The sequence below is a fragment of the Sphingobium sp. FG58 genome (assembly GCF_057809055.1).
Map to the genome: position 1 here is coordinate 180,483 of NZ_JBMDJF010000005.1, position 16,684 is coordinate 197,166.

Genomic DNA, 16,684 nt, shown 5'->3' on the forward strand with positions numbered 1-16,684 from the left:
CATGACGATCAGATCGGGCGTCAGCCGTCGCGAGGCGATCGCGGCGGGCGGGATCGGCTTGCTGGCGGCGGGGAGCGCCGGGGCGGTGGGCGATGCCCGCGCCCCGGCAACGGGTAAGGAGACGATGGTGAGCGTCGAGGACGCCACCAATGTCGCCCTGACCCTGTCGCCCGACGGCAGCCGGATCGCCTTCGATCTGCTCGGCATATTATGGACGATGCCGGTCGCGGGTGGTCCTCTGAAGCGGCTGACCGGGGATTTTGACGATCTCGCCCAGCCCGACTGGTCGCCCGACGGAGCGCGCATCGCCTTCCAATCCTATCGCAGCGGCAATTTCCACATCTGGTCGGTCGCGGCCGATGGCGGCGACATGCGCCAGCATACCGACGGACTGCTCGACGATCGCGAACCGCGCTGGTCGCCCGATGGCAAAAGCATCGCCTTTTCCAGCGACCGGGCCGACGGGCGCTATGCCATCTATCTGCTGGAGGTGGCGTCGGGCCGGGTGACGCCGCTGTCCAAAGGCATAACCAACGACAGCGAACCATGTTGGTCGCCCGATGGCCAGCGCATCGCCTATGTCGCGGGCGGCACGAAACTGGTCTTAGCAGATGTTACAACCGGCGCGGTGACCGAGGTGGCGTCGGTGCCGCCCTCCCCCGACCGTTTCAACCCTTCCGCGATCATGGCCCCCGCCTTCGCCCCGGACGGGCGCATCGCCTATACCCGCGTCCAGCCGGGGTCCGTGACGCTGGTGGTGAATGGCAAGGATGTGATCGCCGGAGAGGATCTCTACCCCTTCCGCCCCGCCTTCACCGCAGACGGCGCGATCCTCTACGGCTCCGGCGGCAAGCTGCGGCGCTGGCGCAATGGCAAGGCGAGCGTGGTGCCGTTCACGACGCAAGTGCCGGTCACGACACTCGATTACAGCAAAAAGGCGCGAGACTTCACCTCCACCACGCCAAAACCCGTGGTCGGCATCGCCGCGCCAATGCTCTCGCCCGATGGCAAGCAGATCGTCTTTGCCGCGCTCAATGATCTGTATCTGATGCCCGTCGGCGGCGCGCCCCGCATCCTCGTCGGCGACGCCTTCCACAAATGCGATCCGGCCTGGTCGCCCGATGGCCGGACGATCGCCTATAGTTGCGACCGCAGCGGGACGCTCGACCTGTGGTTGCATGACGTCAGCACGGGCAAAGAACGGCAGCTGACCAATATCCCCGACAAGGCGGTCGCCTGGGGCAGCTGGTCGCAGGACGGGACGCTGATCGCCTTTCTGGATCAGGAAGGCGCGCTCCATACGGTCGAGGTCGCGACCGGCACCGTGCGCAAACGCTTCGATGCGATCTGGGAACCGGGGCGGCCAAGCTTCGGCCCGGATGGCCAAACCATCGCCTATGCCGCGTTCAAGCCGGTGACGGGCCGCTATCGCGAGGGATCGAGCCAGATCTTGTCGGTCGATCTGGCCACGGGCAAAGGCACCTATCGCCCGGTGTTCGATGGCAAGTCGCTCGGCACGCGCGGGCATGACGGCCCGGTCTGGTCGCCCGATGGCAAGGCGATGGCCTTTGTGTTCGCCAGCACGCTGTGGGTCGCCCCGGTCGCGCCGGACGGCAGCTTCACCGGCGCACCGCGCCAGGTCAGCACGGACCTGGCCGATGCGCCAAGCTGGAGCGGCGATTCACGCTCCATCCTGTATCTCAGCGGCGGAAAATTGCGATTGGTGCCGGTCACAGGCGGCAAGCCACAGACTGTGCCATGCCGCCTGACATGGGCCAATGCCAAGCCTTCGGGTCGCACCGTCATCAGGGCTGGCAAGGTCTGGGACGCCCTGTCCTCGACCTACAAGAGCGGCGTGGACGTGGTGATCGACGGCAACGTCATCACCGCGGTCACGCCGCACGGTGGGGGCGCGCCGTCCGATGCCAATGCCCGCTTCATCGACGCGCCAGACCTGACGTTGATGCCGGGCCTCATCGACATGCACACCCATCGGCAGATGGCGGGCTATGGCTATGGCGACCGGATGGGGCGGCTGTGGCTGGCGATGGGCATCACCGCGACCCGATCCCCCGGTTGCCCAGCCTATCATATGGTTGAGGACCGCGAGGCGATCCAGAGCGGCAAGCGGATTGCGGCGCGCCACTACGCCACCGGCGAAGCGATCGACGGCGGGCGCATCTTCTACAATTTCATGCGCCCGGTGACCGAGCCGGGACAGATGGCGCTGGAGCTGGAGCGGGCGCGGCTGCTCGATTATGACATGGTCAAAACCTATGTCCGCCTGCGCCACGACACGCAGAAGGAGGTAGTCGACGCCTCCCACCGCATGGGGATGCACCTGTCGTCCCATTATCATTATCCCGCGCTCCACAGCGGCATGGATTGCATGGAACATACCGGCGCGACCAACCGCTACGGCTATTCGCGCACGGTAACGGCGCTGGGCGGCGGCTATCATGACGTCAATGACCTGTTCTCAGCCGCCAAGGCCGGGCGCACCCCGACCCTGTTCGCGGCCACTGCGCTGCTGGGGCTGGACGACAGCTTCACCCGCGATCCCCGGATCACGACCCTCTATCCGTCATGGGAGTTCGCAAAGCTGACCGGGCGGGTGAAGGCCATGTCGGGCGAAGGCGGCCCGATCATGCTGGCGTCACTGGAGCGGCAGGTGGCGCAGATCAAACAGATGCTGGCGGCAGGATGGCACCCCCTGTCCGGCACCGACGCCCCGATCGACCTGACCGCGATCAGCCTGCACCTCAACCTGCGCGGCATGGTGAAATATGGCGTGTCCCCGCTCGACGCCCTGATGATGACGACGCGCTGGTCCGGCGAATTTCTGAACGAACCAATCGGCCGGATCGCGCGCGGGATGCTGGCGGATCTGATTCTGGTGGAGGGCGATCCACTCAAGGATGTCAGTACGGTCGCCAATGTGCGGCAGGTCGTGGCGAACGGCGTGGTCCATACGCCTGACGCACTGATGGCCCCGTTCGTGGAAGCCAGGCCGCAAGCGGATGTGACGCCCGTGCTACCGATGCTGGCCGATGCGCACCAGCATATCTGGTGGCACGATGCTGAATATGTGGAAGCAAGCCGGGCGGCCTGTTGCGCCGGTCATGCGGTGGCGCATGTTTGATCAGAGGGACTAACGCAGCAATTCGCTCACCAGCGAAGGTTTCTTCGCGATCATGGCGAGCAGCACCTGCGCGGGACCGGTGGGACGACGGCGACCATGCTCCCAGTTGAGCAGTGTCCCCTTGGCGACACCAATGCTGCGCGCGAACGCACCCTGCGACAGACCAGTGCTGGCCCGGATCGCCGCCACATCCACGACCGGCACTTCCACCTGATGCACCACAGCTCCGGTCTTTTCGCCACGGGCAAAGGCCAGCGCTTCGTTCAGCCCTTCCATCAGGCTCTCATAGACTTCGCTCATGACCTGGCTCCGTAAGTTGCAAGCAATTGCTTGCTCAAAGCGACCGCCGCCGCCTGTTCGGCCTTGGTCAGATTATCCTTCTCATTCTTGGCGAACACCGTCAGCAGAAACAGCGGCATCGCGTCGCCACCGAACACATAGAGCGTGCGATAGCCACCACTTTTGCCGCCACCTTCACGCGCGACACGCACCTTGCGCAGACCGCCGCCGAGCGAGATTCCGGCCTCCGGGTTTGCCGCCAGAAAGCGAACGATCCCGACCCGCTCATCATCCGACATGATCGCTCTGGCGCGCTTAAGAAACGACTCCAGCTCGACGACGGTATGAAGGCGATGCATCATGCCTATCTATGCGCTATTGACGCATAGGTCAATGACGCATGGTCAACGCCACCCCTTCGCCCGCGCATCCACCTCGCCCCCGGCATCCACAGGCTCCCCCTCAATCAGCGCATCCACCGTCGCCATGACCCGCGCGTCGCTGGAGGAGGCCTGACGATAGGCATAACCCTGTCCGGCACCCGGCAACGCCTGCTGCACCTGCCAGCCATCGCCCTCGCGGCAGGCGACGCCTGCAACCGCGCCGTCGAAGCTGCGGCACCAGCCGCCGCCCTTGCGCTGGAAGGTCAGGCCGATGCGGATCGCGCTATCGCCCTGCGCCGATGCCAGCTGGGTGTCGAGCGCCCGCGCCAACGCGCCCTGCGCGACCATGACGCCATCATGCAGGCCGATCGGGCCGCCCTCCCCACCGGTCAAGCGGCCAAGGCTGAGTCCCAGAACAAGGCTCGCGGCGATCGCCCCGCCCGTCGCCCAACCCCGCCAACGCTGCGCCGGGCGCGCCAGCGGCACCACCCTGACGCTCTCCTCCACCAGCGCGCGCATCGCCCCCGGCACCGGCTCCTGCGCGATCGGCGCATAATGGCCCGCCAGCCGCTCCCGCAACCGGCGGTGCATCGCCAGTCGCTCCGCCAGCGCCGGATCGTCCGCCACGGCGCGATCGACGCGGCGACGTGTCACTTCGTCCAGTTCGCCATCGACCAGCGCGATCAACATGGCTTCGTCAATGTCGGTCATGCCGCTTCCCCCATCAGTTCAATGAGCGCCCCGCGCCCGCGCACCAGCCGCGACGTCAGCGTCCCCATCGGCACCCCCAGCACGGCGGCGGCTTCCTTGTAGGACAGCCCCTCCACCAGCACGAGCGCGATCGCCTCGCGCTGTTCGTCGGGCAGCGCCTGCATCGCCCGGTCGACATCGGACAGATGGACATGCGCCTCTATGTCCCGGTCGCCTGCATGGCCGACATGCTCACCAGCCTCAGCCGGGGCAAAGGTTTTGGCAGCCCGCTGGCGCGCGCGGGCCTCGTCGATCCACAGGTTGCGCATGATCCGATATATCCAGCTGTCGAGGCGGGTGCCGGGCTGCCACTGGTCGCGCGCCTTGAGCGCCCGCTCCAGCGCGGCCTGGCACAGATCGTCGCCATCGGCACGATCGCGCGACAGGCTGGCGGCAAAGCGCCGCAGCCTGGGCAGGATCGCCAGCAAATCATGCTCGAACGACATCGGGCCTCCAATCACATGTTCCGGGGATGAAACGGGCCTGCCCGGTCGTTTCATCCCACGACTTGAGAAAAAACGGAAATATTTGTGCGATGGATCATTATGCACCCGAAAGGACCGGTGAGAGCGACATGAGACTGACCCGCCCATGGATGATCGCCGGGCTGATCCTGATCGCGCCGGGCGCGCAGGCGCAATTGCTGGGCGGTCCGGTAGGCCAGGTCGTGCCGGAGGTACTGGACCGGGTCGGTGGCGTTATTGAAGGCAGCGGGCTGGAGCGCCTGTCTCCGGCACGGCTGGCCGATACGTTGATCGAGGCGCGGGCGGCGCGGATCGGCGATCTGCTCCGGCGGCATGGCGATATGGTCGAGCTGGACGACCGGCGTGAGCCGGCACGGCGCGGGGTGATATTGCTGACCGGTGCGGATGCAGCCAGTCTGGATGCGCTGAGGGCCGCAGGATTTGGCGTGGAGAGCGAGGCGGTGGAGGGGCTGGACCTCAGCATCGCACGGCTGCAAGTGCCACAGGGTCGCAGTCTGGCGCGGGCGCTGAAAGATGTGCGCCGCATCGCCCCAAAGGCGCAGGCCAGCGCCGACAATCTTTATTTCCCCGGTGGGTCAGCCAGCGGCGCGGCAGCGGGCGTACTGGCAAGCAGCGGCACGGTGGGACGCAGCGCGGCGGGGCTGATCGACGGCGGGGTCGCGCGGCATCCGGCGCTGAGCGGGCCGATCGAACAGCGCGGCTTTGCGCGCGGTGCGCCAAGGGCCAGCGCCCATGGCACGGCGGTAGCCTCGCTGATCAGCGGCACGGGCAGCGTGCGGGGTGCTGCACCGGGCGCGGCTTTGCTGGTCGCCGATGTCTATGGCGACGATCCGGCTGGCGGCGGCGCCTTTGCGATCGTGCGCGCTCTGGGATGGATGGCGGCGCGCGGGGTGCCGGTCGTCACGGTCAGTCTGGTCGGGCCGGACAATCCGCTGCTGGCAGGCGCGATCCGGCTGGCGCGCGACAAGGGCGTTACCGTGGTCGCCGCCGTCGGCAATGACGGCCCGGCCGCACCGCCCGCCTATCCCGCCTCCTACGCCGGGGTGATCGCGGTTACGGGGATCGACGGGCGCGGGCGGCTGCTACCCGAAGCGGGACGCGCCGCCCATGTCGATTTTGCCGCGCCGGGGGCGGATATGAATGCGGCGCGCAGCGATGGCGGCAAGGGCGCGGTGCGCGGCACCAGCTTTGCAGCGCCGCTGGTCGCCGGGCGGTTGCTGGCGCGGGGCAGCCTGACCGCGCTGCGGGCCGAAGCAGAAGCGCCAAAGGGCAAGGCGCGCGGCTTCGGCCAGGGTATCATCTGCGGCACATGCAGAAATAATGACTGATTTTTAGCCGGTTACGCATTTTTCCCGCCTGCGCGGGATGAAATGCCTGCCTCCTCCCGTTGTCCCTGCATTGCATCGACAATCAACAAGGAGATGAGCGATGAAGAGCAAGTTCATGATCGTGGCGGCCTGTATCGCAACGCTGACCGCAGTTCCCGCTTCGGCCCAATTGCTGGGTGGCAGCGGCGGCGGTGGCGGTCTGCTGGGTGGATCGGTCGGCGGCCTTGGCGGCGCGCTGGGCGGATCGGGCAGCGGTGGCCTTGGCCTCGACCGCAGCATCGACCTCGACAATGGCCGGGTCGGGGCGAGCGGGTCTGGCAATGGCCGCGCCGATGGCAGTGCCAGCGGTTCGCTGACCCGCAGGGACAAAAGCCGCAGCGGCAGCGCTTCAGGTTCGGCCAACGGATCGGCGGGCGGCAGCCTGGCGGTCGATACCCTCGGCACCAGCGACGCCCGCAATGCCGTCGGCAATGTGCGTGACCGGGCCGATAGCGGCGTCGGCGCAGTACGGGATCGGGCAAGCGGCGCCGTCAGTGCAACGAAGGACCGGGCTGGACAGGCCGCAGGCGCGGTTCGGGATCGGGCTGGATCGGCCGTTGGCAGTGCCACTGGCGCTGTGAATGGCGCAGCATCGATCGACGCCAGCGGCCAGGTTTCTGGGGGTGGACAAGGTGCCGGTTCGACCGGTGCCGCTCCCGAAAGTCAGGCGGAAGATTGACCCCGCAGGGGAAAGGGGGGCGGCGGCCAAGTTCCAAGCCGTCGCATCCCGCCCCGCCGCCTGACCGGGCCGACGATTTGGAAGGCCATCTTGGCCAGACCGGATCGTCGGCCCATTTTTTTGCGTCAGTCTAGGACAAGCATCCGCGCGATCGCATCAGTCAAATCACGCTGGGCGCGTTGCGCGACCCGCGCGGTCGCCACCATGTCGAAGGCATGGATAGCGCCTGGATAGACATGACATTCCACCGGCACCCCTGCCCCGGCCAGCCGCCGCACAAAATCCAGATCCTCGTCAAGGAACAGGTCGAGCGCACCCACCGCCACATAGGTCGGCGGCAGGCCAGCCAGATCATCCGCCAGAGCGGGCGAGAACCAGCCCTTGCGCGCGTCATCGCAGCCATAATCGCCGCGCAATGCGCCCCAGCCAAACTGGTTGGAGGCGCGTGTCCAGATAAATTCGCCGGTGCTGGCCGATTGCCAGCGGCAGTCATGCCCACCGGTGCGATGGTCGAGCATGGGATAGATCAGTATCTGCCCGGCCAGCGCGATGTCGCCCCGGTCCCGCGCCATCAACGCCAGCGCCGCCGCCAGCCCGCCGCCCGCGCTTTCACCCATCACGACGATGCGCTGCGGATCGATACCCAGCGTATCGGCCTGCGCCACCAGCCAGTCGAGCGCGGCATAGCAATCCTCCTGCGGCCCCGGAAAGGCCGTTTCGGGCGCTAGCCGATAGTCAACAGAGGCAGCAACGAAACCCATCGCTTCGGCCATCGGTCCAATCGATCGGCTCGCCATATCGGCCGTACCCAAAATCATGCCGCCGCCATGGATGTGCAAAATGGCTGGACGAGGCGGGCGGGCAGGATCGGCATTGAAAATATGAAGCGCCACATCGGGCGCGCCATCGCGGCCCGGAATCGACCGGATATCGGGGATCGCTACCGGTCCCTGTGCCTCCATCGCCGCCATGCCCTCCCGCATGAACGGCAGGATGTCATGGCTCAGTTCCAGTTCCGGCAGCATATCCAGTACCGGGGCGATTTCGGGGTCGATCAGATGGCGGGTCGTCATGGCCTCTCCTGCGGCTTTGTATCCTCGTCGGACATTATCCTATGCCAGCCCGCGCCCTGCCACAACGGAAAAGGCCGACGATCCTGACGGATCATCGGCCTTTCCACCCCCTGGTAAGCGCGTGTGGCGCGAAGCGTCAGGCGACCTTAGCCTGTTCTTCCAGCGCCTCTTCCGGGTCGCGCAGCACATAGCCGCGGCCCCAGACGGTTTCGATATAATTGTCGCCACTGCACGCCAGCGCCAGTTTCTTGCGCAGCTTGCAGATGAACACGTCGATAATCTTGAGTTCCGGCTCGTCCATCCCGCCATAGAGATGGTTGAGGAACATTTCCTTGGTCAGGGTCGTACCCTTGCGGAGCGACAGCAGCTCCAGCATGGCATATTCCTTGCCGGTCAGGTGAACGCGATTGCCATCCACTTCCACCGTCTTGGCGTCCAGATTGACCGCCAGCTTGCCGGTGCGGATGACCGATTGCGAATGGCCCTTGGACCGGCGCACCACGGCATGGATACGGGCGATCAGCTCTTCGCGATGGAAGGGCTTGGTCACATAATCATCGGCACCGAAGCCGAAGGAGCGGACCTTGCTGTCCATCTCGGCTATGCCCGACAGGATCAGCACCGGGGTCTGCACCTTGGCAGCGCGGAGCTTCTTCAGCACGTCATAGCCGTGCATGTCAGGCAGGTTGAGATCCAGGCAGATGATGTCGTAATCATACAGCTTGCCGAGATCGAGACCTTCCTCGCCCAGGTCGGTCGTATAGACATTAAAACCTTCGGTCGTGAGCATCAGCTCAATCGCCTTGGCGGTGGTCGGTTCATCCTCAATCAGCAGCACGCGCATGTGAAGCCCCTTTGTGTCGCAGGTCCGTTCACCCCACCAGAACGGCGTCCGCATCAATTCATTAACCAAAAAACTTCTGAAGGACAAAGGTTAATTTTTCGCTAACCCGCAGAAATCCACGAGTCGTCCAAAAACGAATCTGTTTACAAAGAGTTGAGGCCGAAATGATTCCTGGCGAGTCAAGAAAGATTCACCTGCGAAACGAGCTTTAACACCCATGATGCCGGGTGATGAAATCCAGCAGCGCATCGACGCGGGCGGGGCGCAGCCGCGATGGCGGCGTGACGAGGTGGAGGCCAAAGGGCGGCGCGCGCCAGTCGATCAGCAACTCTTCCAGTTCGCCACTGGCCAGCGCTTCGCCGACGATAAAATCGGGCAACCGGGCAATACCGACCCCCGCGCGCAACGCAGGCAACATCGCGTCGCCGCTGTTGACCGTCAGGCGCGATCGGACCTGCACCACCACATTCTGCTGCCCCGGCCCCGTAAAGCGCCACACGTCGGGCGTGGTCACATTGGAATAGCAGAAGCAGTCATGGCCGCTGAGATCCGAGGGATGCACCGGCCTTCCCCGTGCCGCCAGATAGGCGGGCGACGCGACGACATGAATATGCACATCGGCCAGGCGGCGGGCGCGCAGCGAACTGTCGGGCATGTCGGCAATGCGGATGGTCGCGTCCAGCCCCATTTCAATGAGGTCGATATGCGCGTCGGACAGATGCAGGTCAACATCGACCAGCGGATGCTCCTGGGTAAAGCGGGCGATCAGCGGGGCGATGCGTTGCAGGCCAAAGCTCATCGGCGCACCCAGCCGCACAACGCCCGACAGATCGGCGGTTTCTTCGCGCGCCGCCTCCTCCGCCGCCTGTCCTTCGGCAAGAATACGATGGGCGTGATCGGCCAGCCTCTTGCCGCTTTCGGTCAGCGCCAGGCGGCGGCTGGTGCGGTTGAACAGGCTGGTGTCGAGATGTTCCTCCAGCCGGGTCACGGCCTTGGACACGGTCGCCTTCGACACGCTCAGCGCCTTGGCCGCGTCGGTGAAGCTGCGATGTTCGACCACGGCGGCAAACATCGCCCAGGCCTCAAAATCAGGTAGTCGCATGGGGAAACAATCCGTTTCAATGCTGCGTGTTTCGGAAACGATCCTGATGACTAGATTAGCGGAAAGCAAGCCGGAATGTCCGGTCGATATTCGGAAAGGCAAGGATATGAACACGCACATAGCAAACCGTATCGAGCGCCGCCCCTTCGCGTCGCTCGGCCACGCCGATCATGGCTGGCTGAACGCACGGCACCATTTTTCGTTCGCCGACTATCATGACGAGGACCGCATGCACTGGGGCGCGATCCGGGTATGGAATGATGATGAGATCGGCCCGCGTTCGGGCTTCCCGCCCCACCCCCATGCCGACATGGAAATCATCACCTATGTCCGCACCGGCGCGATCACGCACAAGGACAGCCTGGGCAATCAGGGCCGCACCGAAGCGGGCGATGTTCAGGTGATGTCGGCCGGAACCGGCATCCGTCATGCGGAATATAATCTGGAGGATGAGATCACCACTTTGTTCCAGATCTGGGTCATCCCGCGCACACGCGGCGGCAGCCCAAGCTGGGGCGCCAAGCCGTTTCCGCGCGGTGAGCGTTCGGGCAAGCTGGTCGTGCTGGCCAGCGGCTATGACGAGGACGCAGAAGCCCTGCGCATCCGCGCCGATGCCCGCCTGCTGGGTGGCACGATCAGGGCGGGCGACAGCGTAACCTATGACAGCGCCGACGGTCGCCACCTCTATCTCGTGCCTGCCACGGGACGGATCAGCATCGACGGTGAGACGTTCGAGGCACGCGATGGCGCAGCCATTATCGGCGGCGCGCCCATCACCATCACCGCGATCGAGGACGCCGAAATCGTCCTGGTCGACAGCATCTGAAGTTACCGGCCCGTCCTTCCCCCCGGACGGGCCGGCCGCCGCCCGCGCACTCTCCCCCTCCCCTTGCGCGGGCGGCACCCTCTTTTCCACCCTATAAGGAGACACATCATGGCTAAGGTTCTGGTTCTTTATTATTCCTCCTACGGTCATATCGAAACGATGGCCAAGGCGGTTGCCGAAGGCGCAGCCGCGGCTGGCGCTCAGGCCGATATTAAGCGCGTACCCGAAACTGCGCCGCTCGAAGTCGCGAAGAACGCGCATTTCAAGCTGGATCAGGATGCCCCCGTCGCAACCGTCCCGGAACTGGCGGACTACGACGCGATCGTAATCGGCACCGGCACCCGCTTTGGCCGGATGTCCAGCCAGATGGCCGCCTTCCTCGATCAGGCCGGTGGCCTGTGGGCGCGTGGCGCATTGAACGGCAAGGTCGGCGGTGCCTTCACCTCGACCGCCAGCCAGCATGGCGGGCAGGAAACCACGCTCTTCTCGATCATCACCAACCTGCTGCATTTCGGCATGACCATTGTGGGTCTGGACTATGGTTTCCAGGGCCAGATGGGCGTGGACAAGGTGCGCGGCGGATCGCCCTATGGCGCGACCACGCTGGCCGATGGCGATGGCAGCCGCCAGCCGTCGGAAGAGGAACTGGACGGCGCCCGCTATCAGGGCCGCCGCATCGCCGAAACCGCGATCAAGCTGCACGGCTGACGGTTATCGACTGATCACATCGTCTAGAGATTGCAGCTGCCGAGCCTCCGGGTCGTACCAAAGGTTAAGGCAAGCGGCAGGAGGCTGGCGCGCCGGGACTGTGCGCCAGCCTCCTTTTTTTAAACTATTTCCCCGCTGCGAGCAGGAAGTCGGCACTCTTCTGCAACATATCGGCGCGGGCATCACTGTCGTTCAGGCTGTGGGCCAACCCGTCATAGATGACGAGTTGGCTACGCTTCCCCGCGCCTTCCAGCTTGTCCCCAAATTCTTCCTGTTGGTTCAGGGGCTAAGCGAGGCGGACAAACCGCGCAATCCCCTTGCTTGCCCTTGCCCTCGCACAATGGCATCACGGGACATCACAATCGTATAACAATGATTTTTTGAGGGATATGCCCTGATGCGAACGTCTTTGCTGGCCCTTGCCGCCACCCTTGCCCTGCCACTTACCGCCTGCACCAGCGACGGTGCCGATGCGCCGCCTGCGTCGGCATCCGCCAAGGCTCCGGCTGCGGTCGAGCCGTCGATCGACACGATGAAGCGGCTGGTGAAGGAATTGTCGTCCGACGCCTATGAAGGCCGCGCGCCCGGCTCCGCGGGCGAGGAAAAGACGCTGGCGCTGCTCGCCGCCGAGTTCGGCAAGCTGGGCCTCAAACCCGGCAACAAGGGCAGCTGGTTTCAGGATGTGCCGCTGGTCGAGATCAATGCGAAGAATGTCTCGCCACTCAGCTTCACCGGAGGGAAGAGCGCGGTCAGCGCGACCTATGGCCCGGAAATGGTCGTCGGCACCTATCGCACGACCCAGCCGAAGATTGCGGTCAAGGACAGCCCGGTGGTGTTCGTCGGTTATGGCATCAACGCGCCTGAAAAGGGGTGGAACGACTATGCCGGGGTCGATGTGAAGGGCAAGACGGTCATCATCCTGGTCAATGATCCCGATTATGAAACGCCGGGGCTGACCGGGCCGTTCAATGGCCGGGCGATGACCTATTATGGCCGCTGGACCTATAAATATGAGGAAGCCGCGCGGCAGGGCGCAGCCGCCGCGATCATCGTGCATGACACGGTGCCGGCCGCCTATGGCTGGAATGTCGTGCAGTCGAGCTGGACCGGGGCGCAGCATGTCGCCGACAGCGCGGACGGTAATGCGGGCCTTTCCGCCGCGATCGGCTGGATTCAGAAGGACAAGGCAGCGGCCCTGTTCGCCGGCGCCGGGCTGGACCTGACCGCCCAGATGGCAGCGGCGAAAAAGCCGGGGTTCAAGGCGGTGCCGCTGGGCGCGGTCAAGGCGTCGGTGTCGTTCGACAATGACCTGCGCAAACATATGTCGAAAAATGTCGTGGCGCTGCTGCCCGGCAAGACGCAGCCCGACGAATATGTCCTCTACAGCGCCCATTGGGATCATCTGGGCCGTTGTCAGGCCGCGCCCGATGGCGACGATATCTGCAACGGCGCGGTCGACAATGCGACCGGCACGGCAGCGCTGGTTGCGCTGGCGGAGGCCAATGTGAAGGCCGGACCGACCGACCGCAGCCAGGTGTTTCTGGCGGTGACGGCGGAGGAATCGGGACTGTTGGGATCGGCCTATTATGGCAGCAATCCTATATTCCCCTTCGCGCAGACCGTCGGCGGAGTGAATATGGATGCGCTGTCGGTCGCGGGGCTAGCCAAAAATGTCGTGGTGATCGGCAAGGGCAAGTCGCAGCTCGACGCCTATCTCGACCGGGCGCTGGGCGCGCAGGGTCGCGTCGCGACACTGGAGCCGACCCCGGAGAAGGGCTATTATTACCGCTCGGACCATTTCAGCTTCGCCAAGCATGGCCTGCCGATGCTCTATTTCGAGGGCGGCGAGGATCTGGTCAATGGCGGCACGGCGGCAGGCATGGCCGCCGCGGAAGATTATACCAAGAACCGCTATCACGGACCCAAGGATGAATATGATCCCAATTGGGATTGGACCGGGGTGCTGGCCGACTTGAAGCTTTACTATAGCGTGGGCCGCGATCTGGCGACCGGCAGCGACTGGCCCAACTGGGTGGAAGGCGACGAATTCCGGGGCATCCGCGACAAGGATCGGGCGGGGAAATAAGGGCTGCCCGGTGCTCCCGCGCGGGCGGGAGCACAGTTCCAATGTCTCAACTGGGCTCCCGCCTGCGCGGGAGCACGTCGCTCATTTGGCAGGGCATTTCATTCCCCCATCGGCGCGTAGGACCAGCTTTGCTTTTCGCTGCCGTCGATCTTCGAGATTTCGGCCTTGAGCAGCTTGCCGTCGCGCCAGTAGCGGATGCGCTGGGGATAATCATGGGTGGCGTCCGCAAACACGATCTCCGTCGCGCTCTGCGATTCGATGGCGAAACGTGCGGCGCGCGCGCCCTTGGGTGATGCGTAGAAGGCAATGCTGCCGTCGGGGTCGATCTGGATGCGGGTCTGTTCCCAGAATTCCAGCGTCTCCCCCTTCCCCGTGCGCGCCGCGCCCAGCAATATGCCGCCGCGCGGGCCGGACCAATACTCCTCCGACCAGCTCTCACCATTGCGTTCCACCCATGCCCCCGCAATCCAGCCGGGCAGCTCGTCCGCTTGCGCCGTCAAAGGCGTCATCGCCAGCATGAGGCTCATGATTAGTGCGCGCATGATCCGCTCTCCCCCTGTCCAGACCGGACGCGCCACGCTATGGAGCGCCCCGACCTATAATATCACGCATCGCCGCGACTGCCGAGTGAGGACAGACAGATGACTTTCCGTATGCCTGCCGAATGGGCGCCGCACGACTGGACCTGGATCGGCTTTCCGACCAACCCCGCCGAATGGCCCGGCGCGTTTGAGGAAGCGCGGGCGCAGATCGCCGCCTTTGCCAGCGCACTCTATGCCGGGGGCAAGGGCGAACATGTCCGGCTCGTTGTCGCTAATGCCGCCAATGCGGACGCGGCGCGGGCGTTGGTTGCGCCAGGCGTCACGATCGTCGAACAGAGACTGGGCGATGTCTGGCTGCGCGACACCGCGCCGATCGCGGTGCTGGACGGCAATGCGCGGGCGCTGCTCGATTTCGGCTTCAACGGCTGGGGCGGCAAATATCAGATGCCCGGCGACGAGGATATCGGCGCACGGCTGGCCGCGACCACCGGCCTGCCGACATCGACGCAACATTGGATATTCGAGGGCGGCGCGGTCGATACCGATGGCACCGGCCTGTTCGTGACCACCGAGCAATGCCTGCTCAACCCCAATCGCAATCCCGACCTCGACCGGGGCAAGATCGAGACTTTGCTGGCGGGGAGCCTCGGCCTCTCCGACATGCTCTGGCTGGGCGACGGGTTGCTGAACGATCATACCGATGGCCATGTCGACAATCTGGCGCGCTTCGTGGGCGAAGGGCTTCTGGCCCTGCCGATCGCCACGACCGATGATGATCCCAACGCGGCGATCTACGCCGATGCACGGGCGCGCGCCAAAGCGCATGGCGTGACAGTGGTGGACATCCCTTCGCCGGGGCTGGTGATAGTGGATGGGGAGGCTATTCCGGCCAGCTATATGAATTTCTATATCGGCAACGCGGCCGTCATCGTGCCGATCTATGGCCGGCCCAATGATCAGGCGGCACTCGATACGCTTACCCCTTTCTTTCCGGGGCGAGATATTGTCGGCCTGCGCAGCGATGCCATATTGTCGGGCGGCGGCAGCTTCCACTGTTGCAGCCAGCAAATGCCCACAATAGGTGAGCAATGAGACTGAAAGTCTGCCTCCCACTTATCGCAATCATGAGCTGCTTCTCCTCCGGTGCAATTCCCCAAAGCGGTCGAGTCTCCACCGAAGATTATCCGAAGCGAGCCTTAAAAGAGGAACGCGAAGAGGTTGTGCATTTCAAAGTCGCCATAGGCGCTGATGGCGTAGCGAAGAATTGCACCGTCACACAGAGTTCTGGTTCACAAGATTTAGACGATACGGCCTGCAAGATAATAATGAAGCGCGCTCGTTTTAAACCAGCCCGAAACGCCAAAGGTGAGCCGATGGAAGATGTCTACGAAAGCCGCCTTGTCTGGAGAATTCCGCAATGACCAAAGTAACCGTTGCCGCGCTCCAGCTCGCTTTCACCGACGACATGAGCGAGAATATCGCCCGCGTCGCGACCCATGTGGCCAAGGCCGCCGCGCGCGGGGCGAAGATCATCCTGCCGCCCGAACTGTTCGAAGGCCCCTATTTCTGCCGGGTCGAGGATGAGGCTTTGTTCGCGCGCGCGCAGCCGTTGGACGAGCATCCCGCCGTGCAGGAAATGCGCAAGCTGGCCAAGGATCTGGGCGTCTACATCCCGACCAGCTTCTTCGAACGCGACGGCCAGCATCATTACAATTCGCTCGCGATGATCGACGATTCTGGCGAGATTATGGGCGTCTATCGCAAGAGCCATATTCCCGACGGGCCGGGCTATGAGGAGAAATATTATTTCCGCCCCGGCAATACGGGCTTCAAGGTGTGGCCGACCAGATATGGCACGATCGGCGTCGGCATCTGCTGGGATCAATGGTATCCCGAATGCGCGCGAGTGATGGCGCTGATGGGCGCGGAAATGCTGTTCTACCCAACCGCGATCGGCTCCGAACCCTATGATGCGGACCTCGACACCAGCCGGATGTGGCGGCGTGCGATGATCGGCCATGCCGTGTCCAACTGTATGCCGGTGATCGCCGCCAACCGCATCGGTGAAGAGGATGGCCAGTCCTTCTACGGCCATAGTTTCATCAGCGACCAGTGGGGCGATTTCGCCGCCGAAGCCGATGCCAAGGATCTCGGCGCGCTGGTCGCGACGCTCGATCTGGCGCAGGCGCGCACCCACCGCGCAGGCATGGGCTTCTTCCGCGACCGGCGACCCGACCTTTACGGGCGGATCGCGCAGGACATCTGAACGATACTGACGGCGATTTTTGGACTGAAGCACCAACCGCCGTTCGTTTCGAGCGTAGTCGAGAAACTGTAACGCAGCGTCGGGTTTCTCGACCTTGGCCTGTCCTGAGCGCCTGCCTTGCAGGCAGTCGAAGGGCTCGAAACGAACGGATG

Annotated in this window: 17 protein-coding genes; 9 read left to right on the forward strand and 8 right to left on the reverse strand. The window is 64.4% G+C overall.

The genetic code is table 11. From position 1 onward, the window contains the following. Nucleotide 1 precedes the first annotated feature (1 nt). Entirely contained in the window at nucleotides 2-3,142 is a 3,141-nt protein-coding gene (locus ACODR8_RS08810) for an amidohydrolase family protein (protein WP_489006897.1), read from the forward strand. A 9-nt stretch (nucleotides 3,143-3,151) separates the two neighbouring features. On the opposite strand, the gene ACODR8_RS08815 is transcribed toward ACODR8_RS08810, so the two are convergent. Genes ACODR8_RS08815 through ACODR8_RS08830 form a run of 4 tightly spaced genes read right to left on the reverse strand, consistent with a single transcriptional unit; the run spans nucleotide 3,152 to nucleotide 5,000 of the window. Continuing rightward, on the reverse strand, nucleotides 3,152-3,442 hold the full coding sequence (locus tag ACODR8_RS08815; RefSeq protein WP_489006898.1) for a helix-turn-helix domain-containing protein: 291 nt from the start codon (nucleotides 3,440-3,442) through the stop codon (nucleotides 3,152-3,154). Further along, nucleotides 3,439-3,783, reverse strand: a complete 345-nt coding sequence (locus ACODR8_RS08820) for a type II toxin-antitoxin system RelE/ParE family toxin (RefSeq protein WP_489006899.1) — start codon at nucleotides 3,781-3,783, stop codon at nucleotides 3,439-3,441. The genes ACODR8_RS08815 and ACODR8_RS08820 overlap by 4 nt, the downstream gene beginning before the upstream one ends. A 42-nt stretch (nucleotides 3,784-3,825) precedes the next feature. Next, nucleotides 3,826-4,515 carry an anti-sigma factor family protein gene (locus ACODR8_RS08825; protein ID WP_489006900.1) on the reverse strand — a complete coding sequence of 230 codons (690 nt, stop codon included), beginning with the start codon at nucleotides 4,513-4,515 and terminating at the stop codon, nucleotides 3,826-3,828. Next, complete coding sequence (locus tag ACODR8_RS08830) at nucleotides 4,512-5,000, reverse strand: sigma-70 family RNA polymerase sigma factor (protein WP_006950045.1); 489 nt, start codon at nucleotides 4,998-5,000, stop codon at nucleotides 4,512-4,514. The genes ACODR8_RS08825 and ACODR8_RS08830 overlap by 4 nt, the downstream gene beginning before the upstream one ends. 89 nt (nucleotides 5,001-5,089) lie before the next feature. On the opposite strand from ACODR8_RS08830, the gene ACODR8_RS08835 reads away from it, so the two are divergent. After that, nucleotides 5,090-6,367: a S8 family serine peptidase gene (locus ACODR8_RS08835; protein WP_489006901.1), complete on the forward strand. Its 1,278-nt coding sequence runs from the start codon at nucleotides 5,090-5,092 to the stop codon at nucleotides 6,365-6,367. 100 nt (nucleotides 6,368-6,467) lie between these two features. Beyond that, nucleotides 6,468-7,085, forward strand: a complete 618-nt coding sequence (locus ACODR8_RS08840) for a hypothetical protein (protein ID WP_489006902.1) — start codon at nucleotides 6,468-6,470, stop codon at nucleotides 7,083-7,085. A gap of 125 nt (nucleotides 7,086-7,210) precedes the next feature. Here the strand turns inward: ACODR8_RS08840 and ACODR8_RS08845 are convergent, their stop codons facing one another. The 3 genes from ACODR8_RS08845 to ACODR8_RS08855 all read right to left on the reverse strand — a co-directional run bounded on the left by ACODR8_RS08845 (nucleotide 7,211) and on the right by ACODR8_RS08855 (nucleotide 10,104). Next, nucleotides 7,211-8,158, reverse strand: a complete 948-nt coding sequence (locus tag ACODR8_RS08845) for an alpha/beta hydrolase (protein ID WP_489006903.1) — start codon at nucleotides 8,156-8,158, stop codon at nucleotides 7,211-7,213. 136 nt (nucleotides 8,159-8,294) lie between these two features. Beyond that, the gene (gene ctrA / locus ACODR8_RS08850) at nucleotides 8,295-9,002 is read right to left on the reverse strand and encodes a response regulator transcription factor CtrA (RefSeq protein ID WP_037488316.1); all 708 of its coding nucleotides are present in this window, start codon (nucleotides 9,000-9,002) and stop codon (nucleotides 8,295-8,297) included. Nucleotides 9,003-9,210: 208 nt separating this feature from the next. Then, on the reverse strand, nucleotides 9,211-10,104 hold the full coding sequence (locus ACODR8_RS08855; protein ID WP_489006904.1) for a LysR family transcriptional regulator: 894 nt from the start codon (nucleotides 10,102-10,104) through the stop codon (nucleotides 9,211-9,213). Between the two features lie 106 nt (nucleotides 10,105-10,210). Here ACODR8_RS08855 and ACODR8_RS08860 point away from each other — a divergent pair, with 106 nt between their 5' ends. From ACODR8_RS08860 to ACODR8_RS08870, 3 genes are all read left to right on the forward strand, one after another. Next, nucleotides 10,211-10,930 carry a pirin family protein gene (locus ACODR8_RS08860; RefSeq protein ID WP_489006959.1) on the forward strand — a complete coding sequence of 240 codons (720 nt, stop codon included), beginning with the start codon at nucleotides 10,211-10,213 and terminating at the stop codon, nucleotides 10,928-10,930. A gap of 108 nt (nucleotides 10,931-11,038) precedes the next feature. Beyond that, nucleotides 11,039-11,638, forward strand: a complete 600-nt coding sequence (gene wrbA / locus ACODR8_RS08865; protein WP_489006905.1) for an NAD(P)H:quinone oxidoreductase — start codon at nucleotides 11,039-11,041, stop codon at nucleotides 11,636-11,638. A gap of 397 nt (nucleotides 11,639-12,035) precedes the next feature. Next, nucleotides 12,036-13,724, forward strand: coding sequence for a M28 family peptidase (locus tag ACODR8_RS08870; protein ID WP_489006906.1), 1,689 nt, complete (start codon nucleotides 12,036-12,038; stop codon nucleotides 13,722-13,724). Between the two features lie 98 nt (nucleotides 13,725-13,822). Here the strand turns inward: ACODR8_RS08870 and ACODR8_RS08875 are convergent, their stop codons facing one another. Next, on the reverse strand, nucleotides 13,823-14,251 hold the full coding sequence (locus ACODR8_RS08875) for a DUF6265 family protein (protein ID WP_489006907.1): 429 nt from the start codon (nucleotides 14,249-14,251) through the stop codon (nucleotides 13,823-13,825). Between the two features lie 114 nt (nucleotides 14,252-14,365). Here ACODR8_RS08875 and ACODR8_RS08880 point away from each other — a divergent pair, with 114 nt between their 5' ends. From ACODR8_RS08880 to aguB, 3 genes are read left to right on the forward strand one after another with little or no spacing between them, the layout of a single operon-like run. Continuing rightward, nucleotides 14,366-15,358 (forward strand): agmatine deiminase family protein, encoded by a 993-nt coding sequence (locus ACODR8_RS08880; RefSeq protein WP_489006908.1) that lies wholly within the window; start codon nucleotides 14,366-14,368, stop codon nucleotides 15,356-15,358. A gap of 32 nt (nucleotides 15,359-15,390) precedes the next feature. After that, nucleotides 15,391-15,687: an energy transducer TonB gene (locus ACODR8_RS08885; protein ID WP_489006909.1), complete on the forward strand. Its 297-nt coding sequence runs from the start codon at nucleotides 15,391-15,393 to the stop codon at nucleotides 15,685-15,687. Further along, nucleotides 15,684-16,532, forward strand: coding sequence for an N-carbamoylputrescine amidase (gene aguB / locus ACODR8_RS08890; protein WP_489006910.1), 849 nt, complete (start codon nucleotides 15,684-15,686; stop codon nucleotides 16,530-16,532). The genes ACODR8_RS08885 and aguB overlap by 4 nt, the downstream gene beginning before the upstream one ends. Nucleotides 16,533-16,684: the final 152 nt, after the last annotated feature.

Excerpts from the sequence above, each read along its gene's own strand:
- ACODR8_RS08855 (WP_489006904.1), bottom strand. The coding sequence starts at position 10,104 with ATGCGACTACCTGATTTTGAGGCCTGGGCGATGTTTGCCGCCGTGGTC.
- ACODR8_RS08825 (WP_489006900.1), bottom strand. The coding sequence starts at position 4,515 with ATGACCGACATTGACGAAGCCATGTTGATCGCGCTGGTCGATGGCGAA.
- ACODR8_RS08860 (WP_489006959.1), top strand. The coding sequence starts at position 10,211 with ATGAACACGCACATAGCAAACCGTATCGAGCGCCGCCCCTTCGCGTCG.
- ACODR8_RS08835 (WP_489006901.1), top strand. The coding sequence starts at position 5,090 with ATGGATCATTATGCACCCGAAAGGACCGGTGAGAGCGACATGAGACTG.
- ACODR8_RS08875 (WP_489006907.1), bottom strand. The coding sequence starts at position 14,251 with ATGAGCCTCATGCTGGCGATGACGCCTTTGACGGCGCAAGCGGACGAG.
- wrbA (WP_489006905.1), top strand. The coding sequence starts at position 11,039 with ATGGCTAAGGTTCTGGTTCTTTATTATTCCTCCTACGGTCATATCGAA.
- ACODR8_RS08880 (WP_489006908.1), top strand. The coding sequence starts at position 14,366 with ATGACTTTCCGTATGCCTGCCGAATGGGCGCCGCACGACTGGACCTGG.
- ACODR8_RS08815 (WP_489006898.1), bottom strand. The coding sequence starts at position 3,442 with ATGAGCGAAGTCTATGAGAGCCTGATGGAAGGGCTGAACGAAGCGCTG.
- ACODR8_RS08845 (WP_489006903.1), bottom strand. The coding sequence starts at position 8,158 with ATGACGACCCGCCATCTGATCGACCCCGAAATCGCCCCGGTACTGGAT.
- ACODR8_RS08840 (WP_489006902.1), top strand. The coding sequence starts at position 6,468 with ATGAAGAGCAAGTTCATGATCGTGGCGGCCTGTATCGCAACGCTGACC.
- ACODR8_RS08820 (WP_489006899.1), bottom strand. The coding sequence starts at position 3,783 with ATGATGCATCGCCTTCATACCGTCGTCGAGCTGGAGTCGTTTCTTAAG.
- ACODR8_RS08830 (WP_006950045.1), bottom strand. The coding sequence starts at position 5,000 with ATGTCGTTCGAGCATGATTTGCTGGCGATCCTGCCCAGGCTGCGGCGC.
- ACODR8_RS08870 (WP_489006906.1), top strand. The coding sequence starts at position 12,036 with ATGCGAACGTCTTTGCTGGCCCTTGCCGCCACCCTTGCCCTGCCACTT.
- ACODR8_RS08885 (WP_489006909.1), top strand. The coding sequence starts at position 15,391 with ATGAGCTGCTTCTCCTCCGGTGCAATTCCCCAAAGCGGTCGAGTCTCC.
- ctrA (WP_037488316.1), bottom strand. The coding sequence starts at position 9,002 with ATGCGCGTGCTGCTGATTGAGGATGAACCGACCACCGCCAAGGCGATT.
- aguB (WP_489006910.1), top strand. The coding sequence starts at position 15,684 with ATGACCAAAGTAACCGTTGCCGCGCTCCAGCTCGCTTTCACCGACGAC.
- ACODR8_RS08810 (WP_489006897.1), top strand. The coding sequence starts at position 2 with ATGACGATCAGATCGGGCGTCAGCCGTCGCGAGGCGATCGCGGCGGGC.